A 16,530-nucleotide genomic window follows, 5' to 3' on the forward strand; every position below is an offset into this window, starting at 1 on the left:
CCCCCCAGGAAGACAGGACGAGATCAGCGCGTGGCCGACACGCGGTACACACGCATGCTCAGAGGTATGAGAACGGCGACGATGAGTCCGATGCTGACGAGCGACACGATCACGGGGTGTTCCACCGGGAAACTGCCTGATGTCACCGCGCCGGTGTTACCCCACAGTTGCCGGCAGGCCTCGGATACGGCGCTGACCGGGTTCCACTCGGCGACCGCCCGCAGCCAGCCGGGCAGGCCCGTCAGCGGCATGAAGGAGCTGGACAGGAAGGAGAAGAGGACCAGCATCAGCGCGGCGACCCCGCTGATCGCCTCCAGGTTGCGCATCACCATGCCGAGCAGGGCGCCGACCCAGAGCATCGCGTAGGCGAAGGCGAGCAGCAGCAGGAACCCGGTGACGTTCTCGGCGACACTGCCGTGCACCCGCCAGCCGACCGCGAGTCCGGTGAGAGCCACGAGCGCGATGCTCAGGGCCGCGGCCGCCAGATCGGCGAGCGTGTGGCTCACGAGCACGGTCGCCCGCCCCATCGGCAGCGAACGGAACCGGTCGATGAGGCCCTTGCCGAGGTCACCGGCCACGCCGATCGCGGTGATGCCGATGCAGGAGAGACCGACCTGGGCGAAGACCCCGGCCATGATGTACTCGCGGTAACTGGCGCCGGAGTTCTTCACCTCGACGACGGTCGCGAACAGATAGCCGAGGATCACGACCATCGCGACGGGAGTGAGAGCCACCCCGATGATCTTCTCCGGGGTGCGTCGCAGATGGCGCAGGTGCCGGCCGGTGAGGGCCGCGACATCGCCGCCGTGGGCAAGTGCCGAGCTCATCGGAGGGCCTCCGCTTTCGCCGTGGGGGGCTGACCGGCCGACTCGTCGGCCGGCTCTCCGGTCAGCTCCCCGGTCAGATGGAAGAACACGTCGTCGAGCGAGGGACGACGTAGCGCGAACTCCTCGACGTCGATCCCCGCGTACTCGAGCGCGGTCGCAGCGGACGCCAACGCGCCCATCCCGTCGGGAAGGTGTACGTGGAGGCGGCGTTGCCGCTCGTCGAACTGCGGTGCGCTCAACGCCAGCGGCGCCAGTACGGAAGCGGCCCGGTCGAGCAGGGAGAGGTCGGCGACGGCCACCTCGAGGCGCTCGCCGCCCACCTTCCGCTTGAGCTCGTCGGAGGTACCCTCGGCGATCACCCGTCCTCGGTCCACGACCAGGATCCGGTCTGCGAGGAAGTCGGCCTCCTCCAGGTACTGGGTGGTCAGCAGGACGGTGACGCCCCGGTCGACCTGGTCCTGGACCATCCGCCACAGCGTCGCCCGGCTGGCCGGGTCGAGTCCCGTGGTGGGCTCGTCGAGAAAGAGCACCTCGGGCGAGGCGATCAGACTCACTGCCAGATCGAGCCGGCGCCGCATACCGCCCGAGTACTCCTTGGCGGGCTTGTCCGCGGCATGCTCCAGCTCGAACTGTGCGAGGAGTTCGACGGCCCTGGCCCGTGCGCCGCCGCGGCCGAGCCGAAGCAGCCGGCCGAGCAGGACCAGGTTCTCGCGGCCGGTGAGGAGCTCGTCGACGGCGGCGTACTGACCAGCGAGACCGATCCGGCGGCGCACCTCGCGCCGTTGCCGCACGATGTCGAAGCCCGCCACGCGCGCCGTCCCGGCATCGGGTTCGAGCAGAGTGGCGAGCGTACGGACCGTGGTGGTCTTGCCCGCGCCGTTGGGCCCGAGCAGGCCGAGTACCGTGCCCGCTTCGACCGACAGGTCCACACCGTCAAGGGCGCGGTGGCTGCCGTACTGCTTCGTCAGCCCTTCGGCCTCGATCGCGGTGTTCACGGAGATCCCCCTTTCACACATCGGATGCGTCAGGTGAAATGGCGGATCGCCGAATCACCGAGTCAGTGAATTGCTGGGACGAGTAGGAACCTAACCGCGGATCTGGCTGGATCGAGCCGTTGCGGCTGGCCACAGACTGCCGTGCAGCATGCTGCCGACACGGGCGCCGACCTGGGGATCCTCCCGCGCTGGCAGGATGCTGCAGCTGCATCGAACTGACGCATCGGAAAGGCGAGTTCAAGGATCTGGATATCTAAGGTGAGACATGTCGCTGATCGCTGATCAATGGTCCCCGCAGACGTCCCCCTGGGAGAGGCAATGGCAAGGCAACGAAATCTGGCGGCTTCACTGGGCGCCTGGAGCGCTCTGCACCGTAAGACCGCACTTTTCGGATGGCTCTTCGCCGTCATCGCGCTCACGGTCCTCGGCGGGATGGCGGGCCAGAAGACACTGACCGAAGCCGATTACGGCACGGGCGAGTCGGGCCGCGCGGCCCGACTCCTCGTCGACGCCGGCATCAAGACCCCCGCACCCGAGATGGTTCTGGTGCACAGCCGAGAACTCAGTGTCGAGGAGCCTGAGTTCAAGAAGGCCGTCGCCGACGCGATCGCCGCCGTGGACGGCACCGGACTCGCGCAGAGCATCGCTGACCCGTACAAGACGGGCGCGGTCTCGAAGGACAAGCACGACGCCTTGGTCCAGTTCGCCGTCAAGGGTGACCCGGACACGGCCGCCGACCGTATCCAGCCGGTCGTCGACGCCCTGGCGAAGGTGGACGAGACCCACACCGGCGTCACCCTGGGCCAGTACGGTGCGGCCAGCGGTCTCAAGGGCATCAACGACTCGCTCGGCGAGGACTTCACCCGGGCCGAGTTCACCGCCGTACCCGTCGCGCTCGGCATCCTGCTCGTCGTGTTCGGCGCGCTCCTGTCCGCCGTACTGCCCCTGATCCTCGCGATCACCGCGTGTGTGGCGGCAATGGGCCTGCTCGCGCTCTCCAGCCAGCTGGTCCCGGTCGACTCCATGACCAACTCGGTGCTGCTCCTGATGGGCCTCGCCGTCGGTGTCGACTACTGCCTCTTCTACATCCGCCGCGAGCGCGAGGAGCGCGCTGCGGGCCGGGACAAGGAGACCGCGCTGCGGATCGCGGCGGCTACCTCCGGCCGCTCGGTGCTGATCTCCGGCCTGACCGTGGCCGTGGCCATGGCAGGCATGTTCCTGTCCGGCCTCACGGTCTTCGAGGGTTTCGCCGTCGCCACCATCGAGGTCGTCCTGATCGCGGTCCTCGGCTCCATGACGGTGCTGCCCGCCGTGATGGCGATGCTCGGCGACAGGATCGACGCCGGCCGCATCCCTGGCCTGCGCCGCAGGACGCGGGTGCGCACCGTGGGTGAGAAGCCGGGCCGGCTGCTCGGCGCGGTCCTCAGGGCGCCCGCGCTGTTCGCGGTGCTCGGGATCGCCTTCCTGCTCGCCCTGGCCGCACCCGCGCTGTCCATGAAGACCGAGAAGCTCGGCTTCGACCAGCTCCTTCCCGCCGGCAACGTCACCGCACAGACAGCACAGCGCATCGAGAAGTCATTTCCCGGCGCCCCCGCCCCGGCCCAGATCGTCTTCGAGACCGGGGACATCACCTCGGCCGAATCCGTCACCGCCATCGAGGAGTTCAAGAAGCAGGCCCTCGCGTCCGGCGATGTCAAGAACCCCGTCGAGGTGACCGTCCACGAGGACGAGAACATCGCGGTGATCAACGCACCGCTGCCGGGCGACGGCAGGGGAGCCACCTCGGTCGCCGCCCTCAAGCAGCTTCGCGATGTGATCATCCCGGCCACGCTGGAGAGGGATTCCGCGAACCAGGCGCCCGTGGGCGGCGACCTCGCGTTCTCCACCGACTACAACGACCAGCTCAAGTCGTCGATCGTGCCCGTCTTCGCCTTCGTGATGGGCATCAGCTTCCTGCTGATGCTGCTCTGCTTCCGCTCCCCGGTCATCGCCGTCACCTCGATCGTCCTCAACCTCCTGTCCGTGGCCGCCGCCTACGGGGTGATGACCGCCGTGTTCCAGAAGGGCTGGGGTGACGAGCTGGTCGGCACGACGGCCGTCGGCGCGGTCGAGTCGTGGATGCCGCTGTTCGTCTTCGTGGTCCTGTTCGGCCTGTCCATGGACTACCACGTGTTCGTGGTCTCCCGGATCCGCGAGGCCTACGACATGGGCGTCGACAACCGCTCGGCCGTCGCTCACGGCATCCGCTCCACCGCCGGCGTGGTCACCAGCGCGGGACTTATCATGGTGGCCGTCTTCGCGGTCTTCGGCACCCTGTCCATGCAGGACTTCAAGCAGCTGGGTGTCGGCCTGGCCGTGGCCGTCCTGCTCGACGCCACGCTCGTCCGCGCCGTGCTGTTGCCCGCCGTGATGGCTCTGCTCGGCCGCTCCAACTGGTGGCTGCCCGGCTGGCTCACGTGGCTGCCGCAGCTCTCGCACGGCGAGGAGCAGCCCGCTGCCCCCGCACGGGACGACACCGTCCCCGCTCCGTCCGCTCCGCCCGCGCCGGCCCGCAGCTGAACAGCGGGCGGCTGTCCGGCCCGCATCCACTCACGATCCCAAGGAACCCTTCCATGTACGAGTTCAGCGTCATCGGCGGCAGGACCGCACGGGAGATCATCGGAGCCTCCCGGCAGGACATCGTCGACGTCGTACGCGACACCTACCTCGCCCACCACGCGGGCGACTCGGTGAACCCCGACAGCTACTTCCTGCGCTTCCCCGACAAGCCCGACGCCCGCATCATCGCCCTCCCCGCGCACCTGGGCGCCGGTGACACCGCGCTCTCCGGGATCAAGTGGATCAGCAGCTTCCCGGCGAACATCGAGCGCGGCATCCCGCGCGCCTCGGCCGCCCTGCTGCTCAACGACCACGAGACGGGCTACCCCTTCGCCTGCCTCGAGGCCTCCCAGATCAGCGCCGCCCGTACCGCCGCCTCCGCGGTTCTCGCCGCGGAGCAGCTGACCGGCGGGCGGTCCGCCGGGAAGCTGACGGTCGTCGGAGCGGGCATCATCGCCCGCAACATCCTGGAGTTCTTCAAGTCCCTCGACTGGCGGATCGGCGCGGTCACCGTGCACGACAGGAGCGAGGAGTACGGGTCCGCGCTCGCCGCCCACGTCAACGGTTCGCTCGGCTACCCCGCCGGCACGGAGGCCGACCTCGCCACGGCCGTCGGGGGCGCCGACGTGGTGGTGCTCGCGACCACCGCCGCCGAGCCGTACATCCTCGACCTCGGCGCCTTCGCGCCCGGCCAGGTCGTGCTCAACATCTCGCTGCGGGACATCGGCCCGGAGCTGATCGAGGGCGCCTACAACATCCTCGACGACGTCGAGCACTGCATGAAGGCCAACACCTCGCCGCACCTCGCCGAGCAGAAGTACGGCGGCCGCCACTTCGTCACCGGCACGCTGGCCCAGTTGATCGAGGGCGAGGTGAGTACCGGCGCCGACAAGCCGGTGATCTTCTCTCCGTTCGGCCTCGGTGTCCTCGACCTCGCTGTCGGCCTGCACGTCTTCCGCAAGGCGAAGGCGTCGGGCGAGGCCGTGGAGGTCGCGGACTTCTTCGGCGAGACCACCCGCTGGTAACCCGTCCACCGTCCCCATGCCGAAGAGCCCGGGCAGGAGAACTCTCCAGCCCGGGCTCTTGCGGTCCGACCGTTCGAGGAGCCGTCGTGCAGACGGGACTACGGAGACACGCCCCAGCCCACGAGCCGATACGCGGCGCACACCCCCAGGAAGACCAGCGCGGCCAGCGTGCTGCACGAGTAGTGCAGCCGGCCGGTCACCCGCCACCAGCGCCGGCGCCAGGCGAGGAACGCGCAGACGACCATGGCGCACGTGGTCGCGAGCGCGATGCCGGTCAGGGCCGGTACGGCCGTCAGGAGGGCCGAGTCGCCCACGATGACGGTTCGGTTGAGGGCGTTCGGATCGGCGGACAGGACCAGGAAGCCCACCGTGGCCGCGGTGATCAGCGCCCCGGAGGTCCACAGGACCAGCTCGGCGGCGCGCGCCCCTGCCCGGGAGTCCGGCGAGCGGCGGCGTGCCACCGCGAGCACCGGCAGGGCGAGCACGGTCAGGGCGAGGAAGGCGAGCGAGCCGAGCAGCGCCCGCTGGTGCAGAGTGGGGGACAGGTACCAGGGCAGCCGCTCGTACGTGACCGAGGCGTCGGACGCGAGGGTGAGCCGGCCGTCACGGAAGGCGAGCCGGTCCTGGCCGTCCTTCTCCTGGAACAGCCCCGGGCTGACCTGCACCCAGTGCCGCTCGGTGACGTCCGGGTCGCGCGAGAGCCCCGTGGTGGTCAGTGTCGCCCCCTCACCGGCGCTCACGTGCACCGATCCGGTCAGGGCGCTGACCCGGGTCAGCTCCGAGGAACTGGTGCGCGTGGAGCGGTAGTCGCCCTCGTACCCGCCGACGTCCGCGTGCGACGCCGAACGCCGCGCCGGGGCGGCCGCACCGAAGTGGTCGGCGAGCCGGTCGGCGACCTCCTGGCCGGCGTAGGCGGCGCGCCCGTCCGTGCCGTCGCCGTTGTAGACCACGTACACGGCGGCACCCCGCTCGGGCAGCAGTGCCAGATTGCCGTGGAAGCCCGGCAGATCACCGTCCTTGACCAGCATCCGCTGCCCCCCGCGCAGCCGTTCCTCAAGGATGTAGCCGAGGCCGGGCAGTCGCTCGTCGTTGCCGAACTGATGTTGCTGCAAGGCCGAGTTGGAGCGCCTGGTCAAGATCGGCCCACCGTCCTCGTCGAGGAGCGCCCGCAGCAGCTTGCCCATGTCGGACGCGGTGGTGACGGCTCCCGCGCCGGTCGGGGACCAGTCCCCGTACTGCCCGTCCTCCACACGCTGCTCCCCGCCGTCAGGCCGGTGGCCGCGGGCGAGGTCCGCCTCGATCCCGGGGGAGTGAGGCTGTGCGAAGCTCGTACGGCGCATGCCGAGCGGACGCAGGATCGAGCGGTCCACGTACGTGGCGAACGGGGTGTCTGTGACCGTCTCCACCAGGTAACCAGCCAACGCCACGCCGTAGTTGTCGTAGCTGGCCACCTCGCCGGGCGGCCGGACCCGGCGTGGCTGGTGCTCGGCGAGGCTCTCGCCGAGCGGCCGGACGTCCTCGGGCCTCGTGACGGCCCGCCCGATGATGTTGTTGTCGAAGCCCGCCGTGTGCATGAGCAGATCGCGTACGGTCACCGGGTGCCCGGGGTAACTGTCCCTGATCTGGAAGGACGTGAGGTAGCGGTTGACGTCGGACCGCAGGTCGAGCTGTCCCTTCTCCACCTGCTGCAGCACCGCGACCGCCGTGAACAGCTTGGCGTCGGATGCCATGAAGAATCCGGTGCGAGCGGGTCGCACGGGCGTCCTGGCCCGGGCGTCCTCGACCCCGTACCCCTTGGTGAGCACCTGCCTGCCGCCTTCGACCACGACCACGGAGGCGCCGGGGATCCGGTAATCGGCGAGCTGCCGGTGTACGAGGGAGTCGATCTGCTCGGCCAGGGATCGGCTCTCCGAGGGCGCCGCCTGGGCGTTGCCGCCGCCGCCCACCAGGAGCGGAAGCACGCAGAGCGGAAGAAGAAGGAGCCGCAGTCGCAGTCGCATCGTCATGGAACAAGTCAAGCCCGGACGAGCAGGACGAAAAAGGCACCTCGGTGGCGTCCGGAGGGGGACTTGGGTACACCACCGCACACGGGACACACGTCCCGTGTGCGCCGGCCCGGCGTCGAGAAGACTCGGGTTGTCACCACGGCAGCGAGCCGTGCGCAGAGGGGAATGGGACGACCGTGAACACACCGAACATCCGGACCGGAATGCGAGCCGCGGGCAGGGGACTGCCCGTCCTGGGCCTGGCCGTCGTGGAGCTCGTCCTCTTCTGCCTCTTCGTGACGGCGGTCTCGCTGCTCGGCGTCGGCCTCGGCGTACTGCTGGTGCCCGCACTTGCCGTCGCCGTACGCGGAGTGGTGAACAGATCCCGTAGGACGGCGGCCCGTTGGTCGGGTCAGGCACTCGACGAGCCGTACCTGCCTGCCCCTGCCGCCGTTCCGGGCCTCAAGGGCCAGTGGCAGCGCACGCACTGGGTCCTCACCGACCCGGCCACCTGGCGGGATCTGGCCTGGATGCTGGTCAACCCGGTGGCCGGGGTGCTGATCGCGCTTCTGCCGTTCGCCCTCGTGGTCGGCGGCCTCGGCGGCGTCCTGATGCCCGCGGTCTACCGGCCCATCGCCGACGCGGGGGACAACTACTACCTGTGGGTGAGGATCAGCGATCTGACCTCCGCCTGGTACGCCGCCGCCCTCGGCGTCCTCACCCTGATCGCCGGCCTCGCCGTCGCCCCTGCGGCTCTGCGCGCCCACGCCGCCCTGGCCCGTACGCTGCTCGCGCCCACCGCGGCCGCCCGGCGCGTGCGTCATCTGACGGACACCCGCAGCGACGCAGTGAACAGCTCGGCCGCCGAACTGCGCCGTATCGAGAGGGATCTGCACGACGGAGCGCAGGCCCGTCTCGTCGCCCTCGGCATGAACCTCGGGGTCGCCGAGCAACTGCTCGCCAAGGACCCGGAGGCCGTCCGCGCCATCCTCGCCGACACCCGGAAGGCGTCCGCCGCCGCGCTCACCGAACTGCGAGACCTCGTGCGCGGTATCCACCCGCCGGTGCTCGCGGACCGGGGCCTCGCGGACGCGGTGCGCGCCCTGGCCATGGACAGCCCGCTCGATGTCACCGTCCAGGCCGACCTGCCCGGCCGCGCCGAGGCCCCCGTCGAGTCCGCGATGTACTTCGCGGTCGCCGAGGCCCTCACCAACGCCGCCAAGCACGCCGGCCCGCGCACCGTGAGCATCGATCTCTGGTATGAGGGCGGTGCGCTGCGTGGCCAGGTCATCGACGACGGCCGGGGCGGCGCGGATCCTTCGCGCGGAACCGGCCTGCGTGGGATCGAACGCCGGCTCGCCGCCTTCGACGGGATACTGGCCGTGAACAGCAAGTCCGGTGCGGGAACCACCCTGACCATGGAGCTGCCGTGCGCGTTGTCCTAGCCGAAGATCTGTTCCTGCTGCGGGACGGCTTGGTCCGCCTCCTGGAGTCGTACGACTTCGAGGTGGTGGCCGCCGTCGACAACGGGCCCGGACTGCTCAAGGCCCTCCTCGACCACAAGCCGGACGTCGCGGTCGTCGACGTCCGGCTTCCGCCGACGTTCACCGACGAGGGCCTGCGGGCCGCCCTGGAGGCCCGGCGCCGGATCCCCGGCCTTCCGGTGCTCGTCCTCTCCCAGTACGTCGAGCAGCTCTACGCCCGGGAGCTCCTCGCCGACGGCAGCGGCGGCATCGGCTACCTCCTCAAGGACCGGGTCTTCGACCCCGACGGCTTCGTGGAGGCGGTGCGCCGCGTCGCGGCAGGCGGGACCGCGATGGACCCGGACGTCGTCGCCAAGCTGTTCGCGAAGGAGTACCACCGCGACGGTCCGATCTCCCGGCTCACGCCGCGCGAGCGCGAGGTCCTCGGCCTGATGGCGGAGGGCCGCTCGAACGCGGCCATCGCCCAGGAACTGGTGATCACCGAGCGTTCCGTGATCAAGCACACCTCGAACATCTTCACCAAGCTCGACCTGCCGCCCTCGGAGGCGGACAACCGGCGGGTCCTCGCGGTCATCGCCTACCTCAAGTGACGCTCCCCCGGGCGGTCACCCACGCCTCCGCGGAGGTGAGTCGGGACCGCGGGTCCGGGAGGGTCGGAAAGGAGCCGACGCGCGCCCGCGCACCTGCCGGTGGCAACGGCGTCCCGGGGGACACGTGACCGCGACGGTCATGGGCGAACAGCATCTCCGGCTGCGGTACTGGAAGGATCAGGAAGGCGGCGGCCACGCCGCGGACGAGGCGGCCCCCGCACTCGTCGGCGAACCACAGCCGTTGCTCGCTCTCCTGGACTGAGAGGTCAGATGGCCACCACCGAATCCCGGCCCGCCGGTGTGCTCGACCGGCGGGCGCTCAACCGAGCCTTCCTGGAGCGCCAGTTGTTGTCAGGCAGGCGCGAGATGACCGCCGAGGCCGCGCTGGAGCACCTTGTGGGCCTGCAGGCCCAGGCGCCCATGCCGCCCTACTACGGCCTGTGGTGCCGGCTGGAGGCGTTCGGCCCGCAGGAGCTGGCCGGCCTCCTCACCGGCCGGCGGGCGGTACGCATCGCGCTGATGCGCGGCACCGTCCATCTGGTCACCGCCGCGGACTGCCGCCGGCTGCGGCCCTGCCTCCAGCCGTTCCTGGAACGGAGCCTGACGACCACCTTCGCCAAGGACCTGAGCGGTCTGGACGTGGCGGAGGTCGCCGAGGCGGGCCGCGCGCTGCTGGAGAAGGGCCCCCGGACCGTCGGCGATCTGAGTGCGGCCCTGCGTGCGCTCTGGCCCGCCCACCCCGCCGACGCCCTCAGCAACGTCGTACGCAGTCTGCTGCCGGTGGTGCAGATCCCGCCCCGGGGGGTCTGGGGGATGAGCGGGCAGCCGACGTACGCACTGACGCAGGACTGGATCGGCGGTGACCTGGACCCCGAGGCCGACATCGACCAGCTCGTCCTGCGGTACCTGGCGGCCTTCGGCCCCGCCACCGTCAAGGACATCCAGGCATGGTCCGGGCTCACCCGGCTGCGCGCCGTCGTCGAGCGGCTGCGCCCGCAACTGGTCTCCCTGCGCCACGAGGAGGGGCACGAGCTGCTGGACCTGCCGGACGCGCCCCGGCCGGGCGGCGACGCGCCCGCACCGGTGCGCTATCTGGCCCCGTACGACAACGCGATCCTCTCCCACGCGGACCGCACCAGAATCATCAGCGACGCCCACCGCAAGGCGATCGCGACCAGGAACGCCGTGATCCCCGGGACGATCCTGGTGGACGGATTCGTGGCCGGGGCCTGGCGGATCGACCAGGGGCGGGCGTCGACCACCGTCGATGTGCAGCTCTTCACCCGGATCGGCAGACGCGAGCGCAAGGAACTGACGGCTGAGGGCGAAAGGCTGCTGGAGTTCGCGTCCGAGGACGGCGCGTCGCGCGAGCTCCGCATCGTGGACGCCTGACAGCTCCGGGGCCGGGAGCCGAGGCCCCTGCCCCGGACATGGCTGCGCCCGGCCGGCTCCTCGGTGGGGCAGGGCGCGCCCGCGGTGCGGGTGGGCCCGCGTGCACCGTGGGCGCAGGGTCGTGTCTACCGCGTCGTCGCCCGCCCGTGCCGGATCAAGGCCGAACAGAGGGCGCCGAGACTCACGACGCACAGCGCGGTGCGCGCCACGTTCAGCGGCACCCACACCGACGTGAACTTCTCGATCACCGCGTGGACCCCCTGGGCGGTGTCGGGGTCGCCGAGCGCGGCCAGTTCCGAGTTGAGCGGGAGGCTGATCGCGACGGTGATCACGAGGACCGCCAGGTAGCAGGCGGCCGCGACGACCAGCGGCACCGCGACCGTGCGCCTCTTCCGGCGGAACGCGACGATCGCTGCGGCGACGGTGAGCCCGAGCGTGGCGACGAAGAGCAGGCCGAAGAGCGGGCTGCCGTCGAGCATCGCGTTGAAGCGCTGCATGGCCGTGGCGTAGGCGCGGTCGTCCAGTTCGGCGAGGCCCGGCATGACTGAGACGTCGTAGGCGAAGAACAGCCCGGCCATCAGGCCGGTGCACAGGACGGAGGCCACCAGGAGCGGTCCGGATGCCCGGTCGCGGCCTGCGGGCAGGGGCGTGGGCGGGCGGCCGGAAGGAGCCAGTGGTACGGGGCCGGAAGTGGGGTGGTGGCTCACGGCCATCCTTTCGATTCGGTCGATTCGGTCGATCGGTCGGTCGCGCGGTTTGCGCGTCATGAGGAGAGCGGTGCGCGTCCGGAACCGCCGGCGACGCGCCAAGGGATGTACGGCAGGTGTCCCGCCTGCTCGGCCGGCTCACCGGCCGAGGACCACGGTCCGCCCGTCAGGTCCGCCGGCCGTGGACTCCCTCGGCCGCTTGCCTTGGCGGAACTCCTTCGGGCTGACGCCTAGTTCGCGCTTGAACGCGGTGCTCAGCGCGAACGGTCCCGAGTACCCCACCTTCGCGGCGACATGGGCGACCGAGAGCCCCGGGTCCCGCAGCATCTCGCAGGCGAGTGCCAGCCGCCAGCCGGTCAGATAGGAGATCGGCGGTTCACCGACCAGCTCCGTGAACTGCCGGGCGAGAGCCGCCCGGGAGACGCCGACGGCGGTTGCGAGCGAGGCCACCGTCCAGGGCCGGCCGGGCTGCTCGTGCAGCAGGCGGATGGCTTGCCCCACCACTGGGTCGCTCTGCGCCCGGAACCGGAGCGGCGCACCCGTCCCGGGTTCGGTCAGCCATGCCCGGAGGACGTTGACGAGGAGCAGGTCGAGCAGCCGGTCCAGGACGACCTCCTGGCCGATGTCCTCCTTGTCGACCTCCGCCGCGAGCATGGCGATCAACGGGGCCCGCGCGGCCGACGCCGGCTGGACGAGCATCGCGGGCAGACCGGCGAGCAGCCTCCGGCCGACTTCGTTGGGCGCCTGATAGGTGCCGCTCAGCATCACGGTCGACCCGGCGCGGTGCGGCTCACCCCAGGTGCGCACGCCCAGGGACATGGAATCGGCGACGTCCTGCCCCGCGACGGTGGTGCAGCGCTGATCGGGGTCGATCGTGATGGCGGGAGGGGTCGCCGGGTCGTCGGCGAGCGTGTACGGCTCGGGCCCCCGTATCACGGCCACGTCCCCGGCGGTGATACGCAACGGTTCGCCGCCGTCGCGGAGCACCCATGCCGAGCCGTGCATCAGGGTGACCAGCGACAGGGGTGCGCGGTCCTCGACGCGCAGCCCCCACGGGGGGTTGAACACAGATTTCAGCAGGAAGGCGCCACGCGCCTTCGGACTCTCCAGCAGCCCGCTGAGAGCATCCACCACCATCACCCCCGTGCGCCGACCTGGACCGTGCGCGTTCAGTGTGTCAACTCGCCGTGCCCGGCGTGCTGTTGATCGGGAACTGCGGACGGCCGACGCCCGGTCACAGGTCCCAGACCCCGGTCGCCGCGGCCTCCTTGGCGTAGTCCGCGAAGTCCCTGGGCTCGCGCCCGAGTGCCTCACGGACACCGTGCACCAGGGTGGCGTTGCGCCCGTCGACGATGAGGGTGAAGAGGTCGGCGAACTCCTCCGGTTCGCCCAGCTCGCGCAGGGCCGCGCGGTATCCGTCGGCACCGACCGGGGCGTATGTGATGGTGCGGCCGGTGGCCGCCGACAACTCCCGGGCGACGTCGGTGAAGCTCAGCAGGCGCGGACCGGACAGCTCGTACGTCCTGCCGATGTGCCGGTCGTCGGTGAGCGCGGCGACCGCCACATCGGCGATGTCGTCGGCGTCGACGAACGGTTCGACGGAGTCGCCTGCGGGGAGGGCGAGTTCACCCGCGCGTACGAGGTCCAGGAAGAAGCCTTCGCTGAAGTTCTGGTCGAACCAGTTGGCGCGTACGACGGTCCAGTCGCAGCCGGACCCCTTGAGCGCGTCCTCGGCGGCCACGGCGCCCTCCTCCCCGCGGCCGGAGAGCAACACCAGTCGCCGGACCCCCCGTTCGACGGCCAGGGCGGCGAAGCGGCCGATCGTCTCCCTGGCGCCGGGGAAGGCCAGATCCGGGTAGTAACTCACATACGCGGCGCCTGCTCCGTCGAGCGCAGCGCCCCAGGTGCTCTCGTTCTCCCAGTCGAAGGGGATCCGGCCGCCCCGCGACCCGATCCTGACCGCGCGGCCGAGTATCCGCAGCCGCTCCGCGACGCGCCGCCCGGTCTTCCCGGTGCCGCCGATGACGAGTACGGGGGTGGTGTTCCGTGTCCGAGTGTTCATGACGTCCATTGAAGTCTCGGGACCGAAGACGGAACATGGCTCCAGCTCTCACCTTCATACGCGATCGTCTCGCCCCGGGAACGCGCTGCCCGAGACCCCGGTCCCGGCTGCCCGGGCTGGTCCCGCCTCCCCGGAGTGGCGTCGCGGAGCAGCTGTCCTCGGCCCGACGAGGCGCTCGTCAGGCCGAGGACAGCTGCTCCGCGATCTCCTTCACCCAGGCCGCCTTCTTCGCCGGGTCGTCGAGTGAACCGGCCCATTCCTCCGGAGTCAGCCGGTGGTTGGCGGGGCCGGCCTTGAGGGCGACGAGGAGGGCTCTGGCCGACTCCCGCATCTCGTCCGTGGTGTCACCGCTCCCGGTGATGCCGGGGCCCGCCGCCAGGGCGTAGATCTTCCTGGCCATCGCCTGACGTTCGCCGTTCTCCACCTTCTTCCAGAACTTGAGCGCCTCCTTCAGCGCGTCCCCACGGGTCGCGGGCTCCGCCGCGGAGCCCTCCTCCGCCCAGCGCTCGGGGTGCCGGGCACCGTCGTACCGCTTCATGCCGGCGCGCCCCGCCCGGTAGGCGGTGACCCCGAGGATGAGGCCTGCCGCGCCGGCGGCGAGGCCCCATCCGACCGGGTTGCTCGCGAGCCCGGCTCCGCCCGCGGTGGCGGCGACCGCCGTCACGATCCCGCCGGCGGCCTTGGTGGACTCCCCGACGGCGGTCAGCGCCTGCTTGCCCATCTTGTTCCGCTGCTTGCCCAGCGCGTACGAGTGCACCTCGTTGATCGTGTTGAGGTCCTCGGCCTGCCGGAGGTCCCGGACGGCGTCGCGGGCGTCCCCCATCGCTCCCCAGGCCATGTCGATGGCCTCGGAGACCCGCTCCAGGCGCCCCTCCTCGTCGTGGTCCCACTGCATGTCCAGGGCGACGTACGCCTCTGCAGCGGCCCACTCGGCGTCCTGGCGCGCCTGGTCGAGGCGGGCCAGCGCCGCGGCCTCGGTGCGCTCGGGCATCGGCAGTTTCTTCAGGGCGCGGTGCTTGCGGGCGGTCCCCCCGGTACGGATCGCGGCGCGTGCACCCTTCACGCCGCCGGTGACGCCGGAGGCGATGCCGCTCGCCTCGGTGACGGCCAGGGCGTTCGCCGCCTTCTGCGCCTTGGTCGCCTCCTTGGCGATACCGAGGGCGTACGTCGCCGTGCCGACGGCGCCGACGACCGAGTCCGTCCCCTTGGAGTTGAACTTCTTCTTCGACTCGTGGAAGGCGGCCCCGCTGCCCTGCTTGTCGGCCTTCTCCTTCGCCTTGACCGCGTCCATGCCGCTGAGCACGGTGCCGGTGGCCTCGGTGAGGAGGTTCCCGGAGGTGGCGGCCGCCCCGGAAGCGGCGGTGGAATGTTTCAGGCCCTCGTTCGCGGTCGCGGAAGCCTGTTGCGAGAAACCGGCGTTGGCCGGGACGTGGACGTTCTTCACGAAGGTGTCGACCACTTCGAAGTTCTTCTTGATCCTGTCGAGGATCGCCGCGATCCGGTCGCGGAAGCTCGTGGACGCGGCGGGAGCCGCGGGCGCGGGGGCGCCTTCGCGTTCCTTCCCCTTCGCGCTGCCCCGGGCGCGCTGCACCGCCACGGTCGCCGCCCGGTTGCCGGCGCCGGTCCGGATGTCGAGGAGGGTCCGCCCCGCCACGTTCCCGTGCGGACTCCCGGACCGGCTCCGGTCCCGGCGCCCCTGCGCCGTCACGGGAGCGGAGGCGGCCTGCCGGGAGGGGGCGCGGTGGACCGGGGTGCTCATGGCGGTACCTCTCCTGCGGCGGACCGGGGCGAGGGGAGAGTAGCCGGGCCCGGCCAACAGCAGGGGAGCGGCAGGGAAATGGTGTGTGTCCGGCCGCCCGTCTGTCCCCGCCCGTCTGCCACGGCCCGCGTCCGTCCGCCCGCCCGGACCGGAGGACCGCCGGCCGTCTCCCACGCGCAGGAGGGAGGCGGCGGCCGCCGAGGCACCGTCCCCTTGAGCTAAGACCTGTCGGATATACAGTTTCTGGAACTCGTTACCAGAATCTGGAACTTGCTGAAGGGGTTTACGCGCATGGGAAGCACCCTGGCATTCGTGACGATCGGTCAGGCGCCTCGTCCCGATCTCTCCGAGGCGATCGAGAGGGCCCTGCCGCCGCAGGTGCGGGTGCGGCACGCCGGGGTGCTGGACGGCCTCGGGCGCGCCGAGGCGGAAGAGGGTTTCGGAGCCTCGCCGGGCAGTGCCGCCACTCTGATCAGCCGACTTACCGACGGGGAGGCCGTCACCCTGGACGCGGACGCCGTGGCGGACGGGCTCCAGCGGCTGATCGACGGCCTGGAGGCCGGTGCCGAGCAGGGCCCGGGGCCCGTGGGGTCCGGGGGAGTGGATGTGATCGTCGTGCTCTGTACGGGGAAGTTCCCCGGACTTCGGACACGCCGTGCGCGCCTGGTCGAGCCCGACGTCCTGGTCACCGCCTACGTGGAAACACTCCTGGGCGGCGCGCCCGTCGGGGTGGTGGTGCCGCTGCCGGAGCAGGTGGCGGAGGCGCGTGAGAAGTGGCAAGGGCTCAGCCCCGCACCGGAGTTCGCGACGGCTTCGCCCTACGGGGACGAGAGCCGGCTGGCCGAGGCCGCCCGGGCGCTCGTCGACGGGGGAGCGCGGGCGGTCGTCCTCGACTGCATGGGCTACGGCGAGCGGCACCACGCCGCACTGCGGCGTGCGGGCCTGACCGTGCCGGTGCTCACCTCGGGCGCGATGGTGGCCGCCTGGACCGGACCGCTGCTCCGGTAGGTGCCCGGTGCCGGGCGCCCCGGTGCCTCCGGGCATCCGCGCTTCTTGCGGCGCCGGCCTCACGCGGCCCCGCAGGCCGCGTACACGCGGATGCCCGG

14 protein-coding genes are annotated in these 16,530 nt (G+C 71.2%); 7 read left to right on the forward strand and 7 right to left on the reverse strand.

Annotated features, from left to right (window positions below):
* Nucleotides 1–23 precede the first annotated feature (23 nt).
* A complete protein-coding gene (locus ACFXOA_RS06960) occupies nucleotides 24–827 on the reverse strand; it encodes an ABC transporter permease (RefSeq protein ID WP_385023414.1) in 804 nt (267 codons plus the stop codon).
* Nucleotides 824–1,828, reverse strand: coding sequence for an ATP-binding cassette domain-containing protein (locus tag ACFXOA_RS06965; RefSeq protein WP_385023523.1), 1,005 nt, complete (start codon nucleotides 1,826–1,828; stop codon nucleotides 824–826). The genes ACFXOA_RS06960 and ACFXOA_RS06965 overlap by 4 nt, the downstream gene beginning before the upstream one ends.
* Before the next feature lie 312 nt (nucleotides 1,829–2,140).
* On the opposite strand from ACFXOA_RS06965, the gene ACFXOA_RS06970 reads away from it, so the two are divergent.
* Together ACFXOA_RS06970 and sbnB are read left to right on the forward strand one after the other, a co-directional pair.
* Nucleotides 2,141–4,381, forward strand: a complete 2,241-nt coding sequence (locus tag ACFXOA_RS06970) for an MMPL family transporter (RefSeq protein WP_385023416.1) — start codon at nucleotides 2,141–2,143, stop codon at nucleotides 4,379–4,381.
* Between the two features lie 53 nt (nucleotides 4,382–4,434).
* A complete protein-coding gene (sbnB, locus tag ACFXOA_RS06975) occupies nucleotides 4,435–5,445 on the forward strand; it encodes a 2,3-diaminopropionate biosynthesis protein SbnB (protein ID WP_385023417.1) in 1,011 nt (336 codons plus the stop codon).
* A 98-nt stretch (nucleotides 5,446–5,543) separates the two neighbouring features.
* Here the strand turns inward: sbnB and ACFXOA_RS06980 are convergent, their stop codons facing one another.
* A complete protein-coding gene (locus ACFXOA_RS06980) occupies nucleotides 5,544–7,451 on the reverse strand; it encodes a serine hydrolase (RefSeq protein WP_385023419.1) in 1,908 nt (635 codons plus the stop codon).
* A 176-nt stretch (nucleotides 7,452–7,627) separates the two neighbouring features.
* Between ACFXOA_RS06980 and ACFXOA_RS06985 the strand changes: the two genes are divergently transcribed.
* The 4 genes from ACFXOA_RS06985 (at nucleotide 7,628) to ACFXOA_RS07000 (ending at nucleotide 10,896) form a co-directional block, all read left to right on the forward strand.
* On the forward strand, nucleotides 7,628–8,875 hold the full coding sequence (locus ACFXOA_RS06985; RefSeq protein ID WP_385023421.1) for a sensor domain-containing protein: 1,248 nt from the start codon (nucleotides 7,628–7,630) through the stop codon (nucleotides 8,873–8,875).
* Nucleotides 8,860–9,504: a LuxR C-terminal-related transcriptional regulator gene (locus tag ACFXOA_RS06990; protein ID WP_385023423.1), complete on the forward strand. Its 645-nt coding sequence runs from the start codon at nucleotides 8,860–8,862 to the stop codon at nucleotides 9,502–9,504. Before ACFXOA_RS06985 ends, ACFXOA_RS06990 begins: the two co-directional genes overlap by 16 nt.
* 139 nt (nucleotides 9,505–9,643) lie before the next feature.
* On the forward strand, nucleotides 9,644–9,766 hold the full coding sequence (locus ACFXOA_RS06995; RefSeq protein ID WP_385023425.1) for a hypothetical protein: 123 nt from the start codon (nucleotides 9,644–9,646) through the stop codon (nucleotides 9,764–9,766).
* 8 nt (nucleotides 9,767–9,774) lie between these two features.
* The gene (locus tag ACFXOA_RS07000) at nucleotides 9,775–10,896 is read left to right on the forward strand and encodes a winged helix DNA-binding domain-containing protein (protein ID WP_385023427.1); all 1,122 of its coding nucleotides are present in this window, start codon (nucleotides 9,775–9,777) and stop codon (nucleotides 10,894–10,896) included.
* 125 nt (nucleotides 10,897–11,021) lie between these two features.
* Here ACFXOA_RS07000 and ACFXOA_RS07005 read toward each other — a convergent pair whose 3' ends face one another.
* The 4 genes from ACFXOA_RS07005 to ACFXOA_RS07020 form a co-directional block, all read right to left on the reverse strand.
* Nucleotides 11,022–11,603 (reverse strand): DUF1772 domain-containing protein, encoded by a 582-nt coding sequence (locus tag ACFXOA_RS07005; protein ID WP_385023429.1) that lies wholly within the window; start codon nucleotides 11,601–11,603, stop codon nucleotides 11,022–11,024.
* Nucleotides 11,604–11,741: 138 nt separating this feature from the next.
* The gene (locus ACFXOA_RS07010; RefSeq protein ID WP_385023431.1) at nucleotides 11,742–12,734 is read right to left on the reverse strand and encodes an AraC family transcriptional regulator; all 993 of its coding nucleotides are present in this window, start codon (nucleotides 12,732–12,734) and stop codon (nucleotides 11,742–11,744) included.
* Nucleotides 12,735–12,837: 103 nt separating this feature from the next.
* Nucleotides 12,838–13,665, reverse strand: a complete 828-nt coding sequence (locus ACFXOA_RS07015) for an NmrA family transcriptional regulator (RefSeq protein WP_385023433.1) — start codon at nucleotides 13,663–13,665, stop codon at nucleotides 12,838–12,840.
* A gap of 178 nt (nucleotides 13,666–13,843) precedes the next feature.
* Nucleotides 13,844–15,424 (reverse strand): hypothetical protein, encoded by a 1,581-nt coding sequence (locus ACFXOA_RS07020; RefSeq protein ID WP_385023435.1) that lies wholly within the window; start codon nucleotides 15,422–15,424, stop codon nucleotides 13,844–13,846.
* Nucleotides 15,425–15,715: 291 nt separating this feature from the next.
* On the opposite strand from ACFXOA_RS07020, the gene ACFXOA_RS07025 reads away from it, so the two are divergent.
* Nucleotides 15,716–16,432: an AroM family protein gene (locus ACFXOA_RS07025; RefSeq protein WP_385023437.1), complete on the forward strand. Its 717-nt coding sequence runs from the start codon at nucleotides 15,716–15,718 to the stop codon at nucleotides 16,430–16,432.
* Nucleotides 16,433–16,530 lie beyond the last annotated feature (98 nt).

This window comes from Streptomyces sp. NPDC059166 (assembly GCF_042755185.1).
In the GTDB taxonomy this organism is placed as follows: domain Bacteria; phylum Actinomycetota; class Actinomycetes; order Streptomycetales; family Streptomycetaceae; genus Streptomyces.